The organism is Cellulosimicrobium marinum (assembly GCF_020551945.1).
In the GTDB taxonomy this organism is placed as follows: domain Bacteria; phylum Actinomycetota; class Actinomycetes; order Actinomycetales; family Cellulomonadaceae; genus Cellulosimicrobium; species Cellulosimicrobium marinum.
The window spans coordinates 22,375-46,129 of sequence record NZ_JAJBZH010000005.1 but is presented as its reverse complement, the minus strand read 5'-3'; the positions used below and the strand labels follow the sequence as shown (position 1 = coordinate 46,129).

Sequence of the window (23,755 nt, the reverse complement as noted above, 5' to 3'; positions counted from 1 at the left end):
GGATGCGCTCCGGGTCGAGCGCTGCACGTCCGCGTGCATCTCCCGAGCCGTCGTGCATCGCTCGGTCGCGTCCGACGACGGCCGGCTGAGACGACGGTCCGTGTCCGGGCATGCGCGGCATACGCTGCCACCATGCCGACCGTCTCCCCCGACCTCGCCGACGCCCGCTCCCGTGCCTTCGCCGAGGCGCTGCGCACGCGCGTCGTCGTCGCGGACGGCGCGATGGGCACGATGATCCAGGACCGCAACCCGTCGATGGAGGACTACGAGCAGCTCGAGGGCTGCAACGAGATCCTCAACGTGTCGCGGCCGGACCTCATCGGGCAGGTGCACGACGAGTACCTGGCGGTCGGGGTCGACGCGATCGAGACGAACACGTTCGGGGCGAACTGGTCGAACCTGTCGGACTACGGGATCGACGACCGGATCCGCGAGCTCGCCGCGGCGGGGGCGCGCATCGCGCGCGAGCGCGCCGACGCGTTCACGACCGACGACCACCCGCGCTGGGTGCTCGGCTCGATGGGCCCGGGGACGAAGCTGCCGAGCCTCGGGCACACGACGTACGCGCACCTGCGGGACACGTTCGCCGAGCAGGCGGCCGGGCTCCTCGAAGGAGGCGTGGACGCCCTCCTGGTCGAGACGAGCCAGGACCTGCTGCAGACGAAGGCGGCGGTCAACGGGTCGCGCGCGGCGATGCGGGCGGTGGGCCGGTCGGTCCCCGTGATCGCGCAGGTGACGGTGGAGACCACGGGCACGATGCTCATGGGCTCGGAGATCGGCGCGGCCCTGACGACGCTGCAGGCGCTCGGGGTCGACGCGATCGGGCTGAACTGCGCGACCGGTCCGGCGGAGATGAGCGAGCACCTGCGACACCTGTCGCGTCACGCGGAGATGCCGGTGACGTGCATGCCGAACGCGGGGCTGCCCGTCCTGGGACCGGACGGCGCCTCGTACCCCCTGACGCCGGCGGAGCTCGCGGCGGCCCACACGCAGTTCGTCGAGGAGTTCGGCCTGGGCCTGGTGGGCGGCTGCTGCGGCACGACGCCCGAGCACATGCGCCAGGTCGTCGAGGCGGTCCGCGGCCGCACGGTCGCGGAGCGGCGCCCGGAGCGGGAGAACGGCGTCGCGAGCCTGTACTCGCACACCGACCTGCACCAGGACGCGTCGGTCCTCGCGATCGGCGAGCGCACCAACGCGAACGGGTCGAAGGCGTTCCGCGAGGCGATGCTCGCGGAGAACTGGGAGGAGTGCGTCGAGATCGCGCGCGCGCAGACGCGCGACGGCGCGCACCTGCTCGACGTGTGCGTCGACTACGTGGGGCGCGACGGCGTCGCCGACGTGCGCGAGGTCGTGTCGCGCCTCGCGAGCGCGTCGACGCTGCCGCTGGTGATCGACTCGACGGAGCCGGAGGTCATCCGCGCGGGGCTCGAGCTCGTGGGCGGGCGCGCGGTCGTCAACTCGGTGAACTTCGAGGACGGCGACGGCCCGACGTCGCGCTTCGCCCGGATCATGCCGGCGGTGGTGGAGCACGGTGCCGCCGTGGTCGCCCTGACCATCGACGAGGAGGGGCAGGCGCGCACCGCGGCGGGCAAGGTGGAGATCGCGACGCGGCTCGTCGAGACGCTCACGCGCGAGTGGGGCATGCGCGTCGACGACATCATCGTCGACGCGCTGACGTTCCCCATCGCGACCGGGCAGGAGGAGACGCGGCGCGACGCGATCGAGACGATCGACGCGATCCGGGAGATCAACCGCCGCTACCCCGGCATCCACACGACGCTCGGTGTCTCCAACGTGTCGTTCGGGCTCAACCCGGCGGCGCGCACGGTGCTCAACTCGGTGTTCCTCCACGAGGCCGTCGAGGCCGGGCTGGACTCGGCGATCGTGCACGCCGCGAAGATCCTCCCGCTCGCCCAGATCCCGGACGAGCAGCGCGAGGCCGCGCTCGACCTCGTCTGGGACCGGCGCCGGTACGACGACGAGGGGAACCTCGTGCACGACCCGCTCGCCCGGTTGCTGGAGCTGTTCGAGGGCGTGGACTCCGCGGCGCTCAAGGACCAGCGCGCGGCGGAGCTCGCCGCACTGCCGGTGGGCGAGCGGCTGGAGCGCCGGATCGTCGACGGCGCGCGCAAGGGCCTGGAGGACGACCTCGACACCGCGCTCGCCGACGGCATGAAGGCGCTCGACATCGTCAACGACCACCTCCTCGAAGGCATGAAGGTCGTGGGCGACCTGTTCGGGCGCGGCGAGATGCAGCTCCCGTTCGTCCTCCAGTCGGCCGAGGTGATGAAGACCGCGGTCGCGCACCTCGAGCCGCACATGGAGAAGATCGAGGGCGCGTCGGGGTCGAAGGGCACGATCGTGCTCGCGACCGTGCGCGGCGACGTGCACGACATCGGCAAGAACCTCGTCGACATCATCCTCACGAACAACGGCTACACGGTCGTCAACATCGGCATCAAGCAGCCGATCTCCGCGATGATCGACGCCGCCGAGGAGCACGACGCCGACGTCATCGGCATGTCCGGGCTGCTCGTGAAGTCGACCGTCGTCATGAAGGAGAACCTGGAGGAGCTCGTCTCCCGCGGGCTCGCCGGGCGCTGGCCCGTGCTGCTCGGCGGCGCCGCGCTCACGCGCACCTACGTCGAGGACGACCTCGCCGGCCAGTTCCCCGGCGTGGTCCGGTACGCGCGCGACGCGTTCGAGGGGCTGCGGCTCATGGAACCGCTCGTGCGCGTCGCGCGCGGCGAGTCGCCCGACGCCGTGGGCCTGCCCGCGCTGAAGAAGCGCCGCCACGCCGTGGTCACCGTCACGGAGACCGCTCCCGAGGACCTGCCCGCGCGGTCCGACGTCGCGGCGGACAACCCCGTGCCCGAGCCCCCGTTCTGGGGCACGCGGCTCGTCAAGGGCGTGCGGCTCGCCGACTACGCGGCCTTCCTCGACGAGCGCGCGACGTTCATGGGTCAATGGGGACTGAAGCCGGGGCGCGGCGACGACGGGGCGTCGTACGAGGAGCTCGTCGAGACCGAGGGACGCCCGCGCCTCAACGCGTGGCTCGACCGGATCCGCACCGAGGGCATGGTGGACCCGTCCGTCGTCTACGGGTACTTCCCCGTGTGGTCCGAGGGCGACGACGTCGTGGTCGCGCACCACGGCGCCGGGCTCGCGGGCATCGGGGCGCCCGACGGCGGGTCGGGCGGGCCTCTGGGCGAGGAGCGACTGCGGTTCACGTTCCCGCGCCAGCGCCGCGACCGGCACCTGTGCCTCGCCGACTTCGTGAAGCCGCGGTCGTGGGTCGAGGAGACAGGCCGGTACGACGTGCTGCCCGTCCAGCTCGTGACGATGGGCGCGTCGGTGGACGAGCACACCGCGAAGCTCTTCGCCGGGAACCACTACCGCGAGTACATGGAGCTCCACGGGCTCTCCGTCCAGCTCACCGAGGCGCTCGCCGAGATGTGGCACGCACGCGTGCGGTCAGAGCTCGGGTTCGCCGACGAGGACCCCACCGAGGTCGACGGCATGTTCAAGCTCGAGTACCGCGGCGCCCGCTTCTCGCTCGGCTACCCCGCGTGCCCGGACATGGAGGATCGGACCAAGGTCGTCGAGCTCCTGAAGCCGGAGCGCGTGGGGGTCGAGCTCTCCGCGGAGCTCCAGCTCCACCCGGAGCAGTCCACCGACGCGTTCGTCCTGCATCATCCCGAGGCCAAGTACTACTCCGTCTGACGTTCTCCCAGGTGGGTCCGGGCTGGACGACGCGACTCTCCGCGGCCGAGACCTGCGGCGGTGCTCGCTCGTCTCGGTTTAGTAGTCGCTGGACGTACCTACCAGTACCAATGCGGGTGGTGATCGTGTCGCCAGCGTGGCTCGTGCATTAGGAGCGGACCCTTCGCGCCCGGGGCCGCTGAGGAGTCTAACCGGTGTCGAGATAGTCACGAGTGCCTGGGTCGACTGGTGGATGTACTGGCGAGTTGAGTCCCTGATGGTGGTAGAGCGCCGTCGCCGATACGTGAAGTGGTCACCGCGTGATCCTTCGAGTGAACCTTCCGAACACTCCCAGACGAAGCATCACGATGACTGCACCAAGCAACGTCGACCCTGTGCCCGTTCTGGGAGAGGCCAGGCGATCATCAACACGTAGCTCTCGACTGACTGTGAGGATCACGTTCACACCCTGATGGTGCTGGGCGGTGGATCGGTGGTCTTGAGCGTGACCCTTCGAACGACTGGTCTCGTGCCTTCACAAGGCTTGTCCGCTCGAGGCTGACGGCCCCGACTCGGTCGGGTGACTCACACGCGGGGCGACTTGTCACGGCCACCCGGTAGTGTTCTGACCGTGACCAACGACGGACAAGTGAGCGCCAGCTATTCGTCTTCAGTGTATCGAGCCATGCGGCAGGACGGAGCCGCGCCGGAGGTTGGACAAGGTGGCGCAACCCTCGGCGTGCGCGAGCGAGACATCCCAACCACCGAGTCCGGGGATGTCAACCCAAATACAGGTGGGCTCTCGGTGACGCCGGAGCATCCACGCTTCCTACCGATCCATCGCCGCCCCGAGAGTCTCGGCGGCACCGGTCGTCATCCAATCTGGGCGTTAGATGTGGGCCCGTGCAACGCCTTGCTGACGTGTCGCGAAGACTCCGAGGTGCACCACCTTGTGGAACCCGTTGAAGCAATGTCACGAGGCGGATACGTCAGTCTCGTGGAGGCCACAGCGCCCCAATGGAAACTGTGGGAGCACTAATGTCAACCCTGGAACACTCCAGTGACGGCAGCGACGCGACACTGGTTCAAGCTGACGTCGCCTCGGCGCTTCAGACACTAGCGCAACTCTTGCGCAGCGGAACCGAAGATGAGCCCGCGCTCTTTCGAGCGCTTCAAGAACTACAGATGGCCGGACTATCGGCGACGGATTTGCGTGTCCACATCGAACGCGCACGCGCCGCAAACGATGCCAATGAGGCTCGCGATGATGTTGAGGACGCTTGCATCCTAGCCCTCGATATGATCGACGGGATCGCTGGATCACTTTCGCTAAGCTGGGCTTCGGATCGCATGGCACAGGTTTACCTTGGCCAGATCCTGACCTGGGAGCAGTTGGCACAGTCAATTTCTCACGCCTTTGAGCCAAGCGACCTTCTGCCACCGCGACCGACCCAGACTGTCGGCCCACATTTTGAACGACGCGTTGTCTCCACAATCGCCGGCCAGTTTGCCGAGCATTCCTACATTCCCCAACGAGCCGACAGCATCCGTGTGCCTAAGTCGCGCGTGACCACCAGGCCGGCGGCACTACTTGCTCCATTCGATCGAGTGATTCTAGAGGCACTCGCAGACAGCATCGCTCAGAGGTTGGACGACGTTCTGCCATGCGAGGTGCTCTGGCCACGCGGGCGTGCCCATGGGGTCAACGAGCCAGCCGCAGCTCACACGCGTTTTGTAGATACCCCGCGATCGTGGGGTGCCAACTACCTCATTATCGCAGACGTTGAGAGCTTCTATGAAAGCGTGGATCACGAACTTCTCGCCAGTGCACTGCGCAGCAAGTTTGGCGTCAGCCTCACATACTCGCGCGCACTCAGGCAGTTTTTGGATTCAGTGATGGGTCAAGTCGACGGCCTGCCACAAGGTCCGCGCGCCAGTGATATATTCGCCACAGCGATGCTCGCCCTCGTTGATGGGGAACTTCAGAGTGCGGGCAGAGCCTTTGTCCGCTATGCGGACGACTATCTGATCGCAGCGGGTTCGATCCCAGAATCGCGACGCATTCTTGAACAACTTGAGGGGGCGCTCGCGCAGTTCGGCCTGCGTCTCAACTCGACGAAGACCAGACTTATGCGCCGAGAGACGTACTTGCGCAACGTCTCATCGGAGCCCTTCCCCCGCGTCGGGCAACTTCGCGAGCGGCAACGGGAGGCGTTGAAGCAGGCCCTTCTGCAGACTGAGGACGAAGACACTGTAGCTACCATCCTGGCCGAACTCGGCTTTGACGAGGAAATCTTGTGGGACATCTTTTATCGCGGAACAGTGAGCATAGAGGACGCCCTCGCGGGTCGCGAAGAGCAGCTTCTTCCACCACTTGTCGATAGTTACGTCGAGTACTTCCGAGAACTATCAATGGCACTCAAGAAGGACGCAGCAGGTGGTGATTTTGCAGCAGCGGAACGGGCCTTTCAGGAGTGCCTATCATTCCTCGTCGTAGGCAAGGGTATAGTCGATCTGCCCGATGTCTCTCGCGCCGTCACTTGGTTCCCACGCCTGGCTGAGCAGGCCGCGCTATACTTCGCTGCGATGTCAGATTCGCGTCCTACAGAAGTCGCGCAAGAGTTGAAGGCCTGGATTAGCGGTGATGTTGGCGGGAGCGACTGGGTAACTGCCTGGATGGCTTACGCCGCCGAAAGCGGCTCGACCGCAATGCGGCCAGCGCTACGTACCGTACTCACAGATGCTGCCATTTCAGCACGTCCGCTGACCCGCATGGCCGCACTGTGGGCATTGGTGCGCTCAGGAGAGTCTAGCGACGGAATCTGGGAATCGGTTGCCAGAGATTTGTCACCTGCACTGAGGGGCGAGATCTTGCTTGGGTGGATGGCGAAGTCCTCGGACTCGCCGGACCAAATCACGTCCTAGCATTTGAACCGTGTCCCGTAGGCAAACGGTGTTGGCGCCGCCGCGCCCTCACCCACACGTTCTTTCTCGAGCGGTGCGGAGCACAACAGGCCAGTTCGAGGATCTATTCTCTGGTTCTCCGAGTCGTTGACGCGCGTCCTTAACGGCATCGAGGCGCGCATCCCCAGTGCGGCCAGCCGCTCGGTGAGCGCCAGGCTGACGTACCCAGCGTCGGGATCGCTGTAATGGATGAGCCGCCCAGGTCCGAGTTCCGGCGCGTCGCCAGGTCTCGGCGGCCGGGCCCCCTCTCGGTTTCGTCTCGCCTTCCAACCGACGATCATCCGCGCGAACGTGTCGATGACGAAGGCCAGATTGCAGAACTCGGTGCAAGGTTCGTCGAGAGGCGTGGCCTCCCGAGGCTAGGAGTCGCGTCAATCCTGGTCAGGGAGTCGTACCTGGCCGCGAAGACCCACCAACGTCAGGCCGCCGTACCGCCGTAGTGCGCGGCCAGACGCCGCAGCCCCTCGTCGACGCTCACGGCGGGCTGCCAGCGCAGGTCGCGGCGCGTGGCCCGCTGGTCGAACCAGTGCGCGGTGGACAGCTGTTCGGCGAGGAAGCGCGTCATCGGCGGCTCGTCGGTGCCCGGGCGGACGCGCCAGACGGCTTCGACGAGGCTGCCCGCGGCGCGCGCGACACCGGCCGGCACGCGCCACCGCGGCGGCTCGACGCCGCCCGCGCGGCAGATGCCGGTGAGCAGGTCGGCGACGGTGCGGGGCTCGCCGTTGGTCAGCACGTACGCGCGGCCGTGCACGTCGTGGGCGCGGTCGAGCGCGGCGAGGATGCCGTCGGCGGCGTTGTCGACGTAGAGCGTGTCGATGAGCGCGGCGCCGTGTCCCAGCAGGGGAAGGCGCCCGCTTGCCGCCCTTTCGAGCACGCGCTCGACGAGCTGGGTGTCGCCGGGCCCCCACACGATGTGCGGGCGCACGGCGACGACGCTCGGCCCGGTCCCGCCCGACCCGTCCGACAACTCAGCCCCGCCCGGCCGCCGACGCCGGTCGCGGCCCAGGGCGAGCAGCTCGGCCGCCGCCTTGGTGCGCGCGTAGTCGCCGCGCGCGTGGCGGGGGTCGGCCGGCGTCGTGCCCGCCCCGACCAGGGACGAGCCGAGGTGGGCGACGGACGGTGAGGACACCTGCACGAACCGCTCGACCCCGGCGCGTTCGGCCGCGTCGAGGAGCGCGCGGGTGCCGTCGACGTTCACGGCGTGGAACTCCGCGGGCTCGCCCGCGAGCGACACCTTGGCCGCGAGGTGCACGACCGCGTCGACGCCCTCGACGGCGCGCGCGACGGCCGCCGGGTCGGTCACGGACCCCAGGACGTCCTCCACGCCGGGCACCCCGGAGGGGCGGCGCTGGAGCGTGCGGACGTCGTCGCCGCGGGCCACGAGCGCGCGGGCGACGGCGCCTCCGAGCAGACCCGACGCTCCGGTCACGAGCACGGTCACGGCCGACCCACCCGCCCGCCGGCGAGGACGCCGTCGGCCCAGGCGGCGAGACGCGCCCGGTCGATCTTCGAGTTGTGCCGCACGTCGGTGGGCATGCGCGGCACGACGAGCACCGCCGCGAGGGGCACGGGCGACGCGGCGCGCACGGCGGCGGTCAGCGCCTCGGTCGCCAGCCCGGGACGCCGGGCGTCGGGCACGGTCTCGACCACCGAGACCGCCTGCTGCACGCCCGCGGGCCCGACGCCGACGACGGCGGCCCGTCGCACCTGCGCCACGCGCTCCACGTGCTGCTCCGGCCCCACGGGGGCCAGGGGGCCGTCGGCGGTGCGGAGCACGTGCGCGAGCCGCCCCTCGATCCACAGGCGACCCTGCGCGTCGAGGTGCCCGACGTCGCCGGTGCGGTGCCAGCGCCCGGGCGGGGTGTCGCGCTCGGCGGCCAGGTCGGTGAGCCACAGCCGGTCGTAGCGCTCCTTGAGGTGCCCGGCCCGCACGAGGACCTCGCCGAGCACGCCCGGGTCCGCGGACGGCGCACCGGTCGCGGCGCCGTCGTCGTCGAGCGCGCTGACGAGCACCTCCGCCCCGGGCACGGGGCGACCCACGCACACGCCCGCGTCCGGGGCCGCGGCGGCGTCGCGGATGCCGTCGAGCGTGACGTCCGTGACGAGCAGGCACTCCGTCATCCCGTACGGGGTGTGCGCGGTCGCCGCGGGCATGAGCTCGGCGGCCGAGCCGAGCAGCCCGGCGGAGATCGGCGCGCCCGTGGAGAGGAACGTGCGCACGCGCACCAGGGCGTCGCGGTCGGCGGCGTCGAGCGCGTCGGCCGTCGCGACCACGTTGAGGATCGCGGCGGGCGAGAGGAACACGATGCGTGCGTCCGACGCCCGCACGGCGTCCGCGACGGCGCGGGCGGTGAGCGTGCGCGGCGAGGAGACGTCCATGCGCGGCGTCACCGACCGGGTGCCGAGCGCGGGCCCGAGCAGCGCGAACGGGGCGAAGCCCGTGACGAGCCCGGTGTCGGGGCCGACGTCGAAGTGCTCGGCGAGCGTGTCCCGCAGCGCGGAGAGGCGGGCGTGCGAGTAGGCGACACCCTTGGCCGGGCCCGTCGACCCGGACGTGAAGAGCACGGCGGCCTCCTCGTCGGGGCCGGGCTCGGGCGGCAGGGAGGCGCCCTCCCCCGCCCGGGCGACGTCGACGAGCTCGTGCGCCACGCCCAGCGCCCGCCGGAGCGCGGGCGCGAGCGGCTCGGCGGAGATCCGCACGCCGGGCCAGCCGAGCGCGCGCGCCGCGGCCAGGCCCTTGGTCTGCGCGACGACGAACTGCGGCCACGCCCCCCGCTGGGCGCGGGTGAGCCCGCGGACCCCGAGCCCGGCGTCGGCGACCACCACGACGGCCCCGATCCGCAGGCACGCGTACACCAGCGCGGTCAGCGTGGGCCCCGGCTCCACGAGCAGCGACACCCGGTCGCCCCGGCGCACCCCGATCGCGTGCAGACCCGCGGCCACCCGTCGCACCTGCCGGTGCAGCGCCCGCCAGCTCACGGCCTGGGCGGACTCGTCGGCACCGGTCGCCGTCATGTCCAGGACGGCGGGTGCGTCGTCCTCCGCCCGCGCGTCGAGCCCTGCCCACAGCGGCACGAAAGGCGAGGCCGCACCCCCGTCGGCACCCGTGGTCACGGCGTCGGCCACCGCGGACCCGGCACTGCTGACGGGGGTGCCGGTCGGCGCGAGCACCTCGTCCCCGAGCCACCCGAGGACGGCGGGCGTCCAGTCCGCGTCCTCGGCGACGAGATGACCGGCGTCGGCGAACCGGTGCACGTGCGCGTGCGGCAGCCGGCGCACGAGGTCGTCGAGGTAGCGGTCGGAGAACACCGGGTCGTGCGGTCCCCACAGCAGCACGGCGGGCACGCGGAGCCGCGCGACGCCGGCGGCGACGCGGTCGAGCTCGGGCGCGCTGGGGTGGGCGGCGTCCACGGGGATGTCGGCGACGAACCCCTCGATCCCGTCGCGGTCCTGCGCGGTGCGGTAGGGCAGCCGGTAGGCGTCCGCGACGTCGTCGGCCAGGCGCGGGCGTGCCAGGGCGAGCGTCGTGTCGAGGAAGGCGGACGTCGTCCGGGTGCCGAACCGGTGCACCGGCCCGGCGAGCGCGAGGCGCAGCGGCGCGGGCAGCGCGGCACCGTCGGGCTGGTGCACGGCCGTGTTGAGCAGCGCGACGCCGGCCAGCAGGTCGGGGTGGTCGACGGCCCAGCCGAGGGAGACGACGCCTCCCCAGTCGTGGCCGAGGGTGACGACGGGCCCGGCGAGGCCGAGGGCGTCGGTGAACGCGCCCAGGTCGGCGACGCGGCGCGCGAGGGGGCGGGGCTCGCCGGTGCGGGCGGACAGCCCCATCTCGAGCTGGTCGACGGCGACGACGCGCCACGCCGCGGCGCCGCCGTGCGCGGCGGCGACGGAGTCGGTCACGAGCCGCCGCCACAGGTAGGACCACGTGGGGTTGCCGTGCACGGCGAGCACGGTGCCGACGGGCGCGAGACCGCGTCGCTCGAGCTCGGGGCCCGTGTCCAGGTAGTGCCAGGTCGCGCCCCGGGCGTCGCGCAGCATGTGGCTGTACCGCGGGTCCAGGCCGGGCAGCCCGGTCGGGACGGTGGCGGCGGGGCGGAGGAGGGAGGTGGTCGCGGGCGTGGTGGCGGGCCCGGTCACCAAGCCAGCTCCAGCATCGCCGTGTTGATGCCGGAGCCCACGCCCATGAGCAGCACGCGGTCGCCGGCGCTGAGCGTGCTCTGCTCCTCGGCGAGCGTGATCGGCACGGACGCCGGCCCCACGTTGCCGAGCCGCTCGTAGGTGGTGGGCACGCGGGACCGGTCCAGACCCACCGCCTCGACGATCGCGTCGGTGTGCACGCGCGAGACCTGGTGCGTGACGTACCGGTCCATGGAGGACCAGTCCCAGTCGGCGACGGCGTCCTTCCAGGCGTCCACGACGAGCTCGAGGCCGCCCTCGAGCAGCGCCTGGGCGTCGGTGAACATGCCGTCGGTGCTGCCCACGCACAGGTCGTGGAACCGGGTGGCGGCGCGGGTGACGCCGCCGAGCACGCGGTGGGCGTGCGGGTTCTCGTCCGCGCGGCCCAGCACGGCTGCCGCCGAGCCGGAGCCGAGCGTGAGCGAGGCGAACTCCTGCATGAAGTCGTCGCGGTCCCGGTCCTCGCGCAGCAGCCGCTCGATCGTGCGGTCGTGGATGAGGTCGGCGTCCTCGCCGTCCACGACGACGGCGTAGCGGATCTGACCGGACTCGATCATGCTCGCGGCGAGGCTCATGCCGTTGATGAAGCCGAGGCACGCGTTGGCGACGTCGAAGTTGGTGGCGGACGACGGCAGGCCGAGGCCGTGGTGCAGCCGCACCGCGACCGACGGCTCGAGGTGCTTGCGCGTCACCGACGTGTTGATGAGGAGCCCGACGTCGCTCGGGTCCACCCCGGCAGCGCGGAGCGCCTCGTGCCCCGCGGCGACCGTCGCGTCGTCGACGTCCTCCTCGGCGGTCCAGGCGCGCCGCTCGCGCACGCCCGCGACGCGTTCCAGCAGCGTGGACGGCAGACGCAGCCGACGCAGCGCGGGAGCGAGACGCTCCTGCACCTCGGCGGACGTCCGCACCCCGGCGGGCAGCCGGCTGGTGACGGACAGCAGCGCGACGTTGGTGAACCTGGCGGTGGCGTTACCTGACACACGAGCTCCAGACGGCCGGGCGCACGCGCGCCCGGCTCAGCGACGAGACGGCCGGGGGCGCGTGACCGCCGGTGCGGCCGCGCGACCGCGCCGGGCGGGGGGCGACGGCTGGTGCCGTCCACTCCCGCGTCCTCGAGCGTAGGACGCTCGGCGGGAACCCGCCGTTCCAACCGGGCGCTGTGGGATGCTCCACGTCGAGCACGCGACGTCCGTCCTCGCCGCCGAAGGCAGGCGCGGCCTCCGTGCTCGATGACTTCCCGGTCGCCGCGCGGTCTACCCCGTGATCGAGACGACGAGCCGACTTGGAGACGACCGTGGGACTCATCGAGATCGAGCTGTTCACGACCCTGGACCTCGTCGGGCAGGCGCCGGGCGGGCCGGACGAGGACCCGGAGGGGTTCGCGTTCGGCGGCTGGCAGGCGCCCCTGATCGACGACGTCACGGGGGCGCAGATCGCGGCGGCGTACGACGGCACGGACGCGCTGCTGCTGGGGCGGCGCACGTACGACATCTTCGCGGCGTACTGGCCGCACCAGGAGGGCGGTGCGGACGACGACTTCGCGGCGCTGTTCAACCGGATCCCGAAGTACGTGGCGTCGCGGGGCGGGCCGGACCTGCCGTGGGACGGGTCGACCCTGCTCGGGCCGGACCTGCCCGCGGCGGTGCGGGAGGTCCGCGACCGGCACGAGCACGTGAAGGTCGTCGGCAGTCTCGACCTGGTGCAGACGCTGCTGCGGGAGCGGCTGTTCGACCGCCTGGACCTGTGGGTGCACCCGATCGTGCTCGGCCAGGGCAAGACCGTGTTCGCCGGCGGGGCGGTGCCGACGAACCTCACCCTCCTCGACGCCCCGGCCACCAGCCCGGCGGGCACGGTCCTCCTGCGGTACGGGCTGGCCGAGGGCACTCCCCGCACGGGCGACATGGGAGCCCCGGACCGCGGCGCCTGACCGCGCGCGACGTGCCACTCCCCCGGGCGGACCTGCGTCGACGCCCGTACGGTGGGAGCGCGCGGCACGAGTGCGGGAGGCGACGTGGGGTTCGTCCACGAGGCGACGCTGGACGCGACGGTCCGCTGGTGGCGGGACGGCCGGGACGTCCTCGTGCGCGGCGACACGGGCTCCGGGCGGACCACGGTCCTCGACGCGGTGCACCGGTCCCTGCGGGAGCAGGGCGCGCACGTCGTCGCGGTGACCGGTCTGCCGGGCGGGCACGACGTCCCGCTGGCGGCGTTCCACGCCCACCCGGTGCTCCCGGACGACGGCGGTGTCGGCCCTGCGGCGGAGGCGCTGAGCCGCCTGCTGGGCACGCGCCACGGCGCGGTGCTCCTCGACGACGCCCACCTGCTCGACGCGACGTCGGTCGCGGTGGTGGCGGGCGTCGTCGCGCACGCCCACGGGCGGGTGCGCGTGGTGGCGTCCGGGCCGACGGGGTGCCACCTGGGGCCTGCGGGGGCGCTGGTGCGCGACGCGGCAGTGGTGCGTGTCCCGGTGCTCGACGTCGCGCGGGTCGCCTCGGTGCTGGCGGACGTGCTGGGCGGCCCCGCGGAGGCCGGGCTCGCGGCGGTCGCGGTGGGCCGCTCGGCGGGCAACCCGCGGGTCGCGGCGCTGCTGGCCGGCGACGCGGTGCGGGCGGGCGCCGTCGTCCAGGTCGACGGCCGCTGGCACCTGGCCGACGCGCTCACCGCGGGACCGTCCGAACCGGTGGTGCACGCCCTGCTGCACGACACGCCGGACACGCTGCGGCGCGCGCTCGCCACCCTGGCGTGGTTCGGCGTGGTGGACGCCGACCAGGCGGGCGAGCTCGTCGGGGCGGACGCCGTGACGGCGCTGAGCCGCTCCGGCCGCCTCGTGCTGCACGAGCGCGACGGCGTCCTGTCCGTGGTGGTGAGCCCGCCGGCGCTCGCGCACGCGCTCCGCCAGACGGTCCCCCCGGTCGACGCAGAGCTCCTCGCCGCCCGGGCCGACGTCGCCGGGCGGGGGCCGGCGGAGGAGGGCGAGCGGCGGCACGAGCTGCACCCGGCAGAACGGGCCCTCCCGGACGTCGACGAGGCGGTGGCGGTGCTCCTCGAGTCCGCCCGCGCCCAGGTCGCGGTGCACCAGGACACGTGGCGGCGTCGGCCCCGCGTCACGGCCGCCCTGCCCCTGCTGCGTCTGGCCCTGCAGGACGGCGTGCGCGGCATCGACGTGGACGAGGTGTTCGCGGGCACGCGCGCGGACGGCGACGACCCGCGGGCCGTCGCGTCGTACGTGCTCCTGCGCGGCGAGTGGGCCGCGGCGAACGGACGGTCGATGCGCGACGCGCTCGTGCGCGACCCCGGGCCCTCCGGCGAGCTCGTGGTCCCCGGGCTCGACGAGCACCTCGCGGGCGTGCTCGCCTCCGCCTACGCCGACGAGGGGCGCCGGCCGGACGCGCTCGACGGCGTCGACCCGCCGGCCGACCTCGCCGGGTTCCTCACCATCCTGCACGCCCAGGCCGCGCTGGAGCGCGGTGCCCCGGACGCGGCGCTGGAGGTCCTCGGCGCGTGGCACGACACCCAGATGCACCAGCCGTTCGCGGACCAGCTCGACGCGCTGCGCACGGACGCCCTGCTCCTGGTGGGGCAGACCGACGACGCCGTCGCGTGGAGCAGGTCACGGCTCGCGGACGCGCTCGACCGGCAGAGCGTCTTCGGCGTGCGGCTCGCGGCGCGGGGCCTCGCCACCGCGCTGCTCGTGCACGGGGACGGGGTCGGCGCGCGGGACGTGCTGCGCGTCGTCCTGCGGCTGGGCCGCTGCGGCCCGGTGCAGAGCCCGTACGACGAGCGCGTGTTCGGGCTTGCGGCCGTGCTCGACGCCCGGCAGGGGCACCACGAGCTCGCCGCGGCCATGCTCGACGAGCTCGACGCCACCCCCCGGCCGTACCCGCCCGCGCTCGACGTCGTCCGCCCCTGGGCGCACACCGAGGTCGCGGCCGTCGTCACGGGCGACGTCGACGGCGAGCGCCTGTGGGAGGCCGGGGAGGCGCACCTCGCGGCGGGTCGGCTGACGTCGGCGGCGCTGTGCTGGTCGGCTGCACCGGGGGTCCTCGACGCCGCGCGGCTCGCGCGGCTCGAGGGCCTGGTGAACGAGGTCCGGCTCCCGGCGCTGCGGCCGATGGTGCGGATGCACCGTGCGCTCGTGCACGGGACCAGCCGCCAGGTCCTCGCGGCCGCGCGGGTCCTGCGCGCCCGGGGCGCGCGCCTGGACGCGGTCCGCGAGACGGTCCGGCGACGCGCCGCGGAGGAAGGCGCCCCGGTCTCTGCGGACCGCTTCGACGAGACGAGCGCCGCGCCGTCGGCCTCCGACGACGCCGCGTCACCGGGCACGCTCCCGGTCGGCCTCACCGAGCGGGAGACGGAGATCGCGGATCTCGTCCGCGAGGGCCTCACCAACCGGCAGATCGCCAGCCGCCTCTTCCTCTCGGTGCGCACGGTCGAGTCGCACCTGTACCGGGCGATGCGCAAGCTCGGTGTGACGGACCGTCGTCAGCTGCGGGGCTGAGCAGGGTCGCGACGGCGGTCCCGCCAGGCCTTCCACCACAGCACGCCCGCCCAGAGGAAGAACCCGGCCGCCACGACGACCACGGCGACCCCGCGCTCCCCGTTGACGGCGGTGTTGACGTACCCGAGGTACGGGACGGAGTACCAGAGCTCGCCGCGGACCTGCTCCTCGTCCACGAGCGGGTCGGGTGCGGAGTTCGCATCGCCCTGCAGGACGAACGAGCGGGTCCCGTCCGCCTCGTGCCGGATCTCGGTCACCCGGTGCGTCACCGCGGTCAGGTCGTCCGGGTTGGGCAGGTACGTCACGACGTCGCCGATCGCGATGTCGGCCGGGTCCACCGGGCGGACGACGGCGAGCGTCCCGACGGGGAGCGTGGGCTCCATCGAGCTCGACACCACCGTGACCGGCACCGCGCCCTCGACGCGCGGGACCACGATCGTCACCGCCGCGACGAAGAGCACCAGCGCGAGGATCCCGTACGTGACGCCGTTCCACACCGCGCGGAGCACCGGTCGTGCCCGACGCCGCGCGGGCACCTCGGGCGTCGTCGTCGCCTCCGGCGCGACCGGGGCAGGCAGCAGGTCCGTGCTCATCGCTCGTCCTCCTTCGTCGCCGCGAGCGCCGCGCACGGCGTGCCGTCCGCCGTGCCCGACCCGTCGGTCGTGTCGTCGATCTCTGCCTCGGGCGCCTCGGTCTCGTCGGGCGCGGTGCACTGCTCGTCCGGGTCCGTGCCGTCGGGGTTCGTGCCGTCCAGGATCGTGCCGTCGGGGTCCGTGCCGTCGGGGTCCGTGCCCCCCGGGTCCGTGCCGTCGGGCTCGGTCCCGACGCCCGTGTCCGTCCCGCCGTCGCCCTCGGGATCGACGGCGTCGCCCGGTTCCTCCGTGGCGCCGTCGGTGCCGTCGGTGCCGTCCGGCTGGGGCTCGGGCTCCGTCGCGGCGTCGTCCTGGGCGTCGCGCGCGGCGTCGGGCCACGCGGGGAGCTGGTCGGCCGTGAGCGCGGACCCGGTGTCGAAGTCGGTGTGGCTCGTCACGTGCGCGACGTCCCAGCCGGACAGGTCCTGGCCGAACCGGCTCGCGCCGGCGAACATCCGGTCCATCGTGGTCGCGGAGGACACGTCCCAGCCGGACAGGTCCTGGTTGAACGCCGTCGCTCCCTCGAACATCGAGGTCATGTCCTGCACGGTCGACACGTCCCAGTCCTGCAGCCCGACGTTGAACGACGTCGCGCCGTCGAACATGTGGGCCGTGGTCGTGACGTGCGACAGGTCGAGCTCGGCGATGGACCAGCCGTTGAAGGAGGTCGCGCCCGCGAACATGAAGGACAGGTCCGTGACGGTCTCGGGGATCTCGTTCACGCTCAGGACGTTGACGGCGTTCTGGAGCGCGTGCGCGGCCGACTCGGCGCCCGTCGCGGTCCACTCGGTGATCTGCGCGATCTCCTCGACGTCCGCGACGGACTGCTCGGGCGACCCGAGGGCGGCGAACGTGCCGGTGACCTTCACCGACAGGGTCGAGCTCGTCTGCGTGTACGTGTGGGTGTTGGCGCCGTCGACGGCGTCCTCGACCGTGCCGTCGCCCCAGTCGATCGTCGCGTCGGGAGACGTCAGGTAGATCGTCACCGTGTCGTCCGCGGTCTTCGAGGTGTCGACGTTCATCCGCAGGACGCCGGGTTCGCGGTCGGGCTCCGGCTCGGGCTCGCCGACCAGGACGGTGCCGGCGTCGACGACGGCCGTGTCCGACCAGCCGTGACCGTTCGTCAGGGTCACCGCGAGGGACGAGAGGTCGACGACGTGCTCCCCCGCCGGGAGCGCGGCGTCCGCCGCGACCGTGACGGCGAGGTCGACGGTCTGCGTCCCGTCCGGCGCGGAGCTCGCGCCGAGCACCGGGTCGGCGGTCACGTCCACGCTCACGTGGTCGGCGACGTCGGCCGGGACCTGCACGCCGCCGGAGGTGACGAACGTCGCCTCGAGGTTCTCCCCCGCTGCCGTCACGGGGACGGCGACCGTGGTGGTGACGGTGCTCCCGGCCGTGAGCGGGACCGTGGTCGGGTCGACGACGGCACCCCCCTCGTCCGTCCACGTCGTCGTGGCGAGCGTGTCGGCGTCGATCGCGAGCGCACCGGTCGCCGTGCTCGTGCCGAGCGACACCGACGCGCCCCAGCCCGCGGCCTGCGCGGGCAGCGCGGGGACGACGACGGCGAGCGCGCTCGCGAGGCCGGCCACGAGCAGGCCGGTGCGTGCGCGGTGCGGACGACGGGTGCGGGACATGGGACCTCGACAGGTGCGGTGCGTGGCTGGCGGCAAGAGAGAGCCGACGACCGCGGTCGCGCGAGAGGGGGGCGGGGCGACCGCGGCCGTCGGGGCCGTGGGGGTGGTCCAGGACCACCCGGGTGGGGTCAGGACGCGCTGGGAGCGACCTGCTGCAGGGCGACGCCCACGTCGGTCAGGTCGACGGTCGCGTTCATCCCGTCGTTCGAGCCGCTCTCGGCGTACGTGACGGTCACCGTGGCGGTGAGCTCGTGGGTCCCGGCGGTGAGCTGCCCGACGGCGGCGGCGTCCTCCGTGAGCTCGGTGTCGACGGTCAGCCCGTCGACCGTGCCGACGAGGTCCTCGCCGCCGGAGAGCGTCGGCTCGACCACGAGGTTCTCACCGGTGACCTCGACGTCGATCGTCGACGTCCCGACGAGCACGTCACCGGGCACCATCGTGAACGAGGAGACGTCCGCCACGGCGTTCGCGTGGCCCGGCGTCGTGTCCTGCCACGTGAAGTCCTCGGCGGTCGCGCTGAGGTTGCCGGTGCTCACCTCGCCGGCCGCGAGGTCGACGTCCTGGTTCCACAGGGCGAAGGTGCCCATGCCGCCGAGGAGGACGGTGACGCCGGCTGCGGCGGCGACGGCGCCCTTGGCGGCGCCCTTGCGGGTGGTGGGGCTGGTGGGCGGCGTGGTGGGTGCGGTGCTCATGGGTCCCTCTTCCGGTCGGGCTGCGGTGCGGGACGTTCTCGCCCCGCGTCCTGACCAGGTTGGACCCGCCCGAGGGCACGCAGTAGCCCTCCGTACGTAGTGCCGGGCGGCTGACCTGCGCGGACGCGCACCACGCAGATCCGGATCTGCGTGGTGCGGCGGCGGGCCGCCACCCCGGGGACGTCGCCCCCGTCGGCGCTACCGAGCCGGTCGAGCTCGCGGCGCGAGGTGCGCGGCGGCCTCGAGGCGGTCCACGAGCAGGGTGCCCGCGGCGACGAGCGGCACGAGCACGAGGTTCCCGAGCAGCATGGTGCGCAGGAATGGCAGCCCGGCGACGTAGCTCGCGACGAGCCCGTCCACGCCCGCGGGGTACCAGGTGCCACGACCCTGCAGCCACACGCCGAAGTTGGTCCACGCGAAGAACCACAGGGAGCCGGCGACGCCGAACGCGGCACCTGCCCCGACCCGACGCCAGCCGTCCGTGGTGCGGGCGAGCAGCGACCCGAGCCCGACGACGAGCCACGCGCTCCACGTGAACAGCGCGATCGCGGTGTTGCCGAGCACGAGGTCGGACACGACGGTCACCGCGAGCGGGACGACGAAGGCCCACCGCGAGCGCAGCAGGATCGTCGCGGCGAACGTCGCGGCCGTGACGAGCTCGAGGTTCGGCGGTGCGCCCAGGTCCTGGCGGACGAGCCGCCAGACCACGGCGAGGCCGGCGAGCGCGACGACGAGCGCCGGGCGCCACCAGCGCTCGAGCGGCCGGCTCACGAGGTGAACGTCTCGAGCTTCCACGTGATCTCGTCCTCGTCGGTCGTGTCGAGGGACCCCGCGCCCACGGAGGCCATCTCGCCGTTGACGTACAGGGCCCAGAACTCGCTGTCGGGGTCGGCCTCGACACCGTCGATCGCGGTGACGAAGGCGTTCTCGCCCTCGCCGGTCACCTGGGCGGACGGGTCGGCCTCGAGCAGCAGGTCGAGCGCGGTGCGGCCGTCCTCGCCGTCGTAGGAGAGCTCAGGCGCCTCGTCGGCGTCGTCGCCCTCGCCCGCGTCGTCGTCCTGCTCCGCCGCGTCGTCCGTCGAGGACGTCTCGTCGCTCGCCGTGGACTCGGCGGCGGTCGGGGACGCGGACGCACCGGCGTCGTCGTCCGCCGTGGCGCAGCCGGCGAGCAGACCCGCGGCGAGCGCAAGGGACGTGAGGACGGTGAGCGGGCGCGCGGGCGCCTCGCGGAAGGTTCGCAGGGTCACGGCACCAGGGTACGGACCCGGCGGGGCCGTGCGCTCCCGCCGCCCGACTGGCGGACGTGGGGACCGCCAGGAACCTCAGACGTCGATGCGCGCCCGGTCGAGCTCCGCGGCGCCCTGGACGATGAAGTCCTTGCGCGGGGCGACCTCGCTGCCCATGAGCAGCTCGAACACCCGCTCGGCGGCCTCCGCGTGCTCGGCGGTGACCCGGCGCAGCGTGCGGTGGCGGGGGTCCATCGTGGTCTCCGCGAGCTGGTCGGCGTCCATCTCGCCGAGGCCCTTGTACCGCTGGATGTCCTCCTTGTAGCGGCGCCCGGCGCGGTCGAGCTTCTTCAGCGTCGCCGACAGCTCGGCCTCGGAGTACGTGTAGATGTACTCGTTCTTGCGGCGGCCGGACCCGATGACCTCGATCCGGTGCAGCGGCGGCACGGCGGCGAACACGCGACCGGCCTCGACGAGCGGCTTCATGTACCGGTAGAAGAGCGTCAGCAGGAGCGTGCGGATGTGGGCGCCGTCGACGTCGGCGTCCGTCATGAGCACGATCTTGCCGTAACGAGCGGCCTCCAGGTCGAACGACCGACCGGATCCCGCGCCGAGGACCTGGATGATCGCCGTGCACTCGGCGTTGCGGAGCATGTCGCTCACCGACGCCTTCTGCACGTTGAGGATCTTGCCGCGGATCGGCAGGAGCGCCTGGAAGTCCGAGCTGCGCGCGAGCCGCGCGGTGCCGAGCGCGCTGTCGCCCTCGACGATGAACAGCTCGCTGCGGTCGACGTCGTCGCTGCGGCAGTCGACCAGCTTCGCCGGCAGGGACGACGTCTCGAGCGCGTTCTTGCGCCGCGAGATCTCCTTCTGCTTGCGCGCGGTGATGCGCGCCCGCATCTCGGCGACGACCTTGTCGAGCAGGAGCGACGCCTGGGTCTTCTCGTCGCGCTTGGTCGACGTGAGGAGCGCGGTGAGCTCCTTCTCCACCACGCGCGAGACGATCGCGCGGACCGGCGCGGTCCCGAGGACCTCCTTGGTCTGGCCCTCGAACTGCGGCTCGGCGAGGCGCACGGTGACCACGGCGGTGAGGCCGGCGAGCACGTCGTCCTTCTCGATGCGCTCCGAGGCGTCCTTCGTCGAGACCTTGAGCCGGCGCGCGTTCGTCTCGACCGCCTTGCGCAGCACCTTGAGCAGTCCCTGCTCGAACCCGCCGAGGTGGGTGCCGCCCTTGGGCGTGGCGATGATGTTGACGAAGCTGCGCACCTCGGTCTCGTACCCGCTCCCCCAGCGCAGCGCGACGTCGACCTCGCAGTCGCGCTGGACCGCCTGGGGTGTCATGTGACCGCGGTCGTCGAGCACGGGCACGGTCTCCGTGAACGACCCGGACCCGGTGAGGTGCCACGTCGCCGTGACGGGGGTGTCGGGGGCGAGGAACTCGACGAAGTCGACGGAGCCGCCCTGGTGGACGAAGGTCTCCTCGTGCGGCCCGGCCTCGCCGGGCGTGCCCGGCACGCCGCGCTCGTCCCGGACCGTGATCTGTAGGCCGGGGACGAGGAACGTCGTCTGGCGCACGCGCGTGACGAGCTCGTCGTAGGAGAACACGGCCGTCTTGAGGAAGATCTGCCGGTCGGCCCAGTAGCGCACGCGCGTCCCGGTGATGCCGCGACGCGTCTTGCCGACCACGGCGAGCTCGGAGCGCGAGACGAACGGCTCGAAGGGGGCGTCCGGCGTCGGCCCGCTCTTCGGGTCGGAGAACACCCCCGGCTCTCCCCGGTGGAACGTCATGCGGTGCGTCCGGCCGCCCCGGTCGACCTCGACGTCGAGCCGGGAGGAGAGCGCGTTGACGACGGACGCCCCGACGCCGTGCAGGCCGCCGGACGCGGTGTACGACCCGCCGCCGAACTTGCCGCCCGCGTGAAGCTTGGTGAAGACGACCTCGACGCCCGACAGCCCGGTCTTGGGCTCGATGTCCACGGGGATGCCGCGGCCGTCGTCCTCGACGGTGACGGACGAGTCGGCGTGCAGCACGACGCGGATGGTGGAGCAGTTGCCCGCGAGCGCCTCGTCGACGGAGTTGTCGATGATCTCCCACAGGCAGTGCATGAGCCCGCGCGAGTCGGTGGTCCCGATGTACATCCCGGGGCGCTTGCGCACGGCCTCGAGACCCTCGAGCACGGACAGGTGCCGAGCGGTGTAGCTGGACTCAGCGGAGGTGGTCGTCACGGCGGACAGCCTAGACGAGCCCACCGACGGTCCGCGGGTGCCCCGCCGTGCTTCGCGGGTAGCGAACCGGGCCCGTTCCGGGACGAAACCACAGACTCGGATGGTTTGATGTGATCGTGACTGCTACGACGACCACCACCGAGCCCCTGACCGCGGCCGACCGCTGCGACCGCTGCGGCGCGCAGGCGTACGTCCGCGTGGTCCTGCCGAGCGGCGACCTGCTGTTCTGCGGCCACCACGCCCGGGCGCACGCCGACGCCTACACCGGCCTCGCGACCCACGTCCAGGACGAGACCGACCGCCTGCACGCCGAGCACGGCGCGGGCGCCACGCGCTGAGGCGCACGCCTCGACGAGGCGCGCGCACCCCGACGAACGACGAACGCCCCGGCGGCCGTGAGGCCTCCGGGGCGTTCGTGCATCGCTCGTCAGTCGAGGTAGTCGCGCAGCACCTGGGAACGGCTGGGGTGGCGCAGCTTCGACATTGTCTTGGACTCGATCTGGCGGATGCGCTCGCGCGTCACGCCGTAGACCTTGCCGATCTCGTCGAGCGTCTTGGGCTGCCCGTCGGACAGGCCGAACCGCATCGACACGACGCCCGCCTCACGCTCGGAGAGCGTGTCGAGCACCTGGTGGAGCTGCTCCTGCAGGAGGGTGAAGCTCACGGCGTCCGCCGGGACGATCGCCTCGGAGTCCTCGATGAGGTCGCCGAACTCGGAGTCGCCGTCCTCGCCCAGCGGGGTGTGCAGGGAGATGGGCTCGCGGCCGTACTTCTGGACCTCGACGACCTTCTCCGGGGTCATGTCGAGCTCCTTGGCGAGCTCCTCGGGCGTGGGCTCACGACCCAGGTCCTGCAGCATCTGCCGCTGCACGCGCGCGAGCTTGTTGATCACCTCGACCATGTGCACCGGGATACGGATGGTGCGCGCCTGGTCGGCCATCGCGCGGGTGATCGCCTGCCGGATCCACCACGTCGCGTACGTCGAGAACTTGTAGCCCTTGGTGTAGTCGAACTTCTCCACCGCACGGATCAGACCCAGGTTGCCCTCCTGGATCAGGTCCAGGAACAGCATCCCGCGGCCCGTGTACCGCTTGGCCAGCGACACCACCAGACGCAGGTTCGCCTCCAGCAGGTGGTTCTTCGCCCGCTTGCCGTCGTGCGCGATCCACTGCAGCTCACGCTTGAGCTTGCGCTCGATGTCCTCACCCTCGGCCGCGAGCTTCTCCTCCGCGAACAGACCGGCCTCGATCCGCTTCGCGAGCTCGACCTCCTGCTCGGCGTTCAGCAGCGCGACCTTGCCGATCTGCTTGAGGTAGTCCTTCACCGGGTCCGCGGTCGCACCCGCCGTCACGACCTGCTGCGCCGGGGCGTCGTCGTCGTCCGCGTCGGACACGACGAACCCGCGCTCCTCGTCGGCGCTCTCGGGTGCGGCGGTCGCGGACGTCGCCTCGGCGGTCGCGGCCGCGTCGTCCCCGGTCTCGTCCTCGACGGCGTCGGCCTCGAGGTCGGCGTCGGCGGCGCCCGCCTTCGCGCCCTTCGCGGTGGCCTTGGCGGCGCGCGTCGAGGCGGCCTTGGTGCGGGTGGTCTTCGTGGCCGCCTTCGCGCCCGCCTTCGGGGCGCTCGGGGCAGGCGTGCCCGACGTCGCGTCGTCCGCGTCGTCGGTGGACGCGGGCTCGGCGGCGGTGCTGCGCGCGGCGGTGGTCCGCGTCTTGGCGGGGGCCTTCGCGCGGGCCGTGGTCGTCGTGCTGCGCGGGCTCGCGGCCGCCGCGACCGCGGTCGGGATGTCGACCTCGACCCCGGCGCCGGCGAGCGCGCGGAACACCGCCTTCAGGCGCTTGGCGTCGTTGACGGAAGCCTGCTCGCACGCGGTGCGGAAGCTCTCGGCGTCGACACGGCCGTTCGCGCTGCCGCGCCGCAGGAGCTCCTGCAGGGCGGGGTGCTCGAACTCGCGCGGAAGTGCGGGGATCTGGGTGGAGGGCGCCACAAACCGACCTTTCGGCAATCATGG

Annotated in this window: 15 protein-coding genes; 5 read left to right on the top strand and 10 right to left on the bottom strand. The window is 72.5% G+C overall.

What is annotated here, in order from left to right:
- Positions 1 to 132: 132 nt before the first annotated feature.
- Entirely contained in the window at positions 133 to 3,723 is a 3,591-nt protein-coding gene (metH, locus tag LGQ04_RS12050; RefSeq protein ID WP_229243961.1) for a methionine synthase, read from the top strand.
- A gap of 1,017 nt (positions 3,724 to 4,740) precedes the next feature.
- Positions 4,741 to 6,627: an RNA-directed DNA polymerase gene (locus LGQ04_RS12045; RefSeq protein WP_229243960.1), complete on the top strand. Its 1,887-nt coding sequence runs from the start codon at positions 4,741 to 4,743 to the stop codon at positions 6,625 to 6,627.
- Between the two features lie 457 nt (positions 6,628 to 7,084).
- Here LGQ04_RS12045 and LGQ04_RS12040 read toward each other — a convergent pair whose 3' ends face one another.
- From LGQ04_RS12040 to LGQ04_RS12030, 3 genes are all read right to left on the bottom strand, one after another.
- On the bottom strand, positions 7,085 to 8,107 hold the full coding sequence (locus tag LGQ04_RS12040; RefSeq protein ID WP_229243959.1) for an NAD-dependent epimerase/dehydratase family protein: 1,023 nt from the start codon (positions 8,105 to 8,107) through the stop codon (positions 7,085 to 7,087).
- Positions 8,104 to 10,701 (bottom strand): alpha/beta fold hydrolase, encoded by a 2,598-nt coding sequence (locus LGQ04_RS12035; RefSeq protein ID WP_229244501.1) that lies wholly within the window; start codon positions 10,699 to 10,701, stop codon positions 8,104 to 8,106. The genes LGQ04_RS12040 and LGQ04_RS12035 overlap by 4 nt, the downstream gene beginning before the upstream one ends.
- Before the next feature lie 95 nt (positions 10,702 to 10,796).
- The gene (locus tag LGQ04_RS12030; RefSeq protein WP_229243958.1) at positions 10,797 to 11,819 is read right to left on the bottom strand and encodes a 3-oxoacyl-ACP synthase III; all 1,023 of its coding nucleotides are present in this window, start codon (positions 11,817 to 11,819) and stop codon (positions 10,797 to 10,799) included.
- Positions 11,820 to 12,133: 314 nt separating this feature from the next.
- Here LGQ04_RS12030 and LGQ04_RS12025 point away from each other — a divergent pair, with 314 nt between their 5' ends.
- Both LGQ04_RS12025 and LGQ04_RS17800 read left to right on the top strand, forming a co-directional pair.
- Complete coding sequence (locus tag LGQ04_RS12025) at positions 12,134 to 12,766, top strand: dihydrofolate reductase family protein (RefSeq protein ID WP_229244500.1); 633 nt, start codon at positions 12,134 to 12,136, stop codon at positions 12,764 to 12,766.
- An 84-nt stretch (positions 12,767 to 12,850) separates the two neighbouring features.
- Complete coding sequence (locus LGQ04_RS17800) at positions 12,851 to 15,337, top strand: helix-turn-helix transcriptional regulator (protein WP_229243957.1); 2,487 nt, start codon at positions 12,851 to 12,853, stop codon at positions 15,335 to 15,337.
- Here LGQ04_RS17800 and LGQ04_RS12015 read toward each other — a convergent pair.
- From LGQ04_RS12015 to LGQ04_RS11990, 6 genes are all read right to left on the bottom strand, one after another.
- Positions 15,322 to 15,930, bottom strand: coding sequence for a signal peptidase I (locus tag LGQ04_RS12015; RefSeq protein ID WP_229243956.1), 609 nt, complete (start codon positions 15,928 to 15,930; stop codon positions 15,322 to 15,324). The genes LGQ04_RS17800 and LGQ04_RS12015 overlap by 16 nt on opposite strands.
- Positions 15,927 to 17,603, bottom strand: a complete 1,677-nt coding sequence (locus tag LGQ04_RS12010; RefSeq protein WP_229243955.1) for a BspA family leucine-rich repeat surface protein — start codon at positions 17,601 to 17,603, stop codon at positions 15,927 to 15,929. The genes LGQ04_RS12015 and LGQ04_RS12010 overlap by 4 nt, the downstream gene beginning before the upstream one ends.
- Positions 17,604 to 17,731: 128 nt before the next feature.
- Positions 17,732 to 18,295, bottom strand: coding sequence for an alternate-type signal peptide domain-containing protein (locus LGQ04_RS12005; protein WP_229243954.1), 564 nt, complete (start codon positions 18,293 to 18,295; stop codon positions 17,732 to 17,734).
- Positions 18,296 to 18,493: 198 nt separating this feature from the next.
- Positions 18,494 to 19,066, bottom strand: coding sequence for a DUF6580 family putative transport protein (locus tag LGQ04_RS12000; protein WP_229243953.1), 573 nt, complete (start codon positions 19,064 to 19,066; stop codon positions 18,494 to 18,496).
- Positions 19,063 to 19,542, bottom strand: a complete 480-nt coding sequence (locus LGQ04_RS11995; RefSeq protein ID WP_229243952.1) for a DUF4430 domain-containing protein — start codon at positions 19,540 to 19,542, stop codon at positions 19,063 to 19,065. Before LGQ04_RS11995 ends, LGQ04_RS12000 begins: the two co-directional genes overlap by 4 nt.
- A gap of 75 nt (positions 19,543 to 19,617) precedes the next feature.
- On the bottom strand, positions 19,618 to 21,747 hold the full coding sequence (locus LGQ04_RS11990; protein ID WP_229243951.1) for a DNA gyrase/topoisomerase IV subunit B: 2,130 nt from the start codon (positions 21,745 to 21,747) through the stop codon (positions 19,618 to 19,620).
- Between the two features lie 116 nt (positions 21,748 to 21,863).
- On the opposite strand from LGQ04_RS11990, the gene LGQ04_RS11985 reads away from it, so the two are divergent.
- Complete coding sequence (locus LGQ04_RS11985) at positions 21,864 to 22,085, top strand: DUF7455 domain-containing protein (protein ID WP_229243950.1); 222 nt, start codon at positions 21,864 to 21,866, stop codon at positions 22,083 to 22,085.
- 89 nt (positions 22,086 to 22,174) lie between these two features.
- On the opposite strand, the gene LGQ04_RS11980 is transcribed toward LGQ04_RS11985, so the two are convergent.
- Positions 22,175 to 23,731, bottom strand: coding sequence for an RNA polymerase sigma factor (locus tag LGQ04_RS11980; RefSeq protein ID WP_229243949.1), 1,557 nt, complete (start codon positions 23,729 to 23,731; stop codon positions 22,175 to 22,177).
- Positions 23,732 to 23,755 lie beyond the last annotated feature (24 nt).

Bases quoted from the DNA above. Each gene is read 5' to 3' on its own strand.
- LGQ04_RS12015 (WP_229243956.1), bottom strand. From the start codon at position 15,930: ATGAGCACGGACCTGCTGCCTGCCCCGGTCGCGCCGGAGGCGACGACG.
- LGQ04_RS12005 (WP_229243954.1), bottom strand. From the start codon at position 18,295: ATGAGCACCGCACCCACCACGCCGCCCACCAGCCCCACCACCCGCAAG.
- LGQ04_RS12010 (WP_229243955.1), bottom strand. From the start codon at position 17,603: ATGTCCCGCACCCGTCGTCCGCACCGCGCACGCACCGGCCTGCTCGTG.
- LGQ04_RS12035 (WP_229244501.1), bottom strand. From the start codon at position 10,701: ATGCTGCGCGACGCCCGGGGCGCGACCTGGCACTACCTGGACACGGGC.
- metH (WP_229243961.1), top strand. From the start codon at position 133: ATGCCGACCGTCTCCCCCGACCTCGCCGACGCCCGCTCCCGTGCCTTC.
- LGQ04_RS12045 (WP_229243960.1), top strand. From the start codon at position 4,741: ATGTCAACCCTGGAACACTCCAGTGACGGCAGCGACGCGACACTGGTT.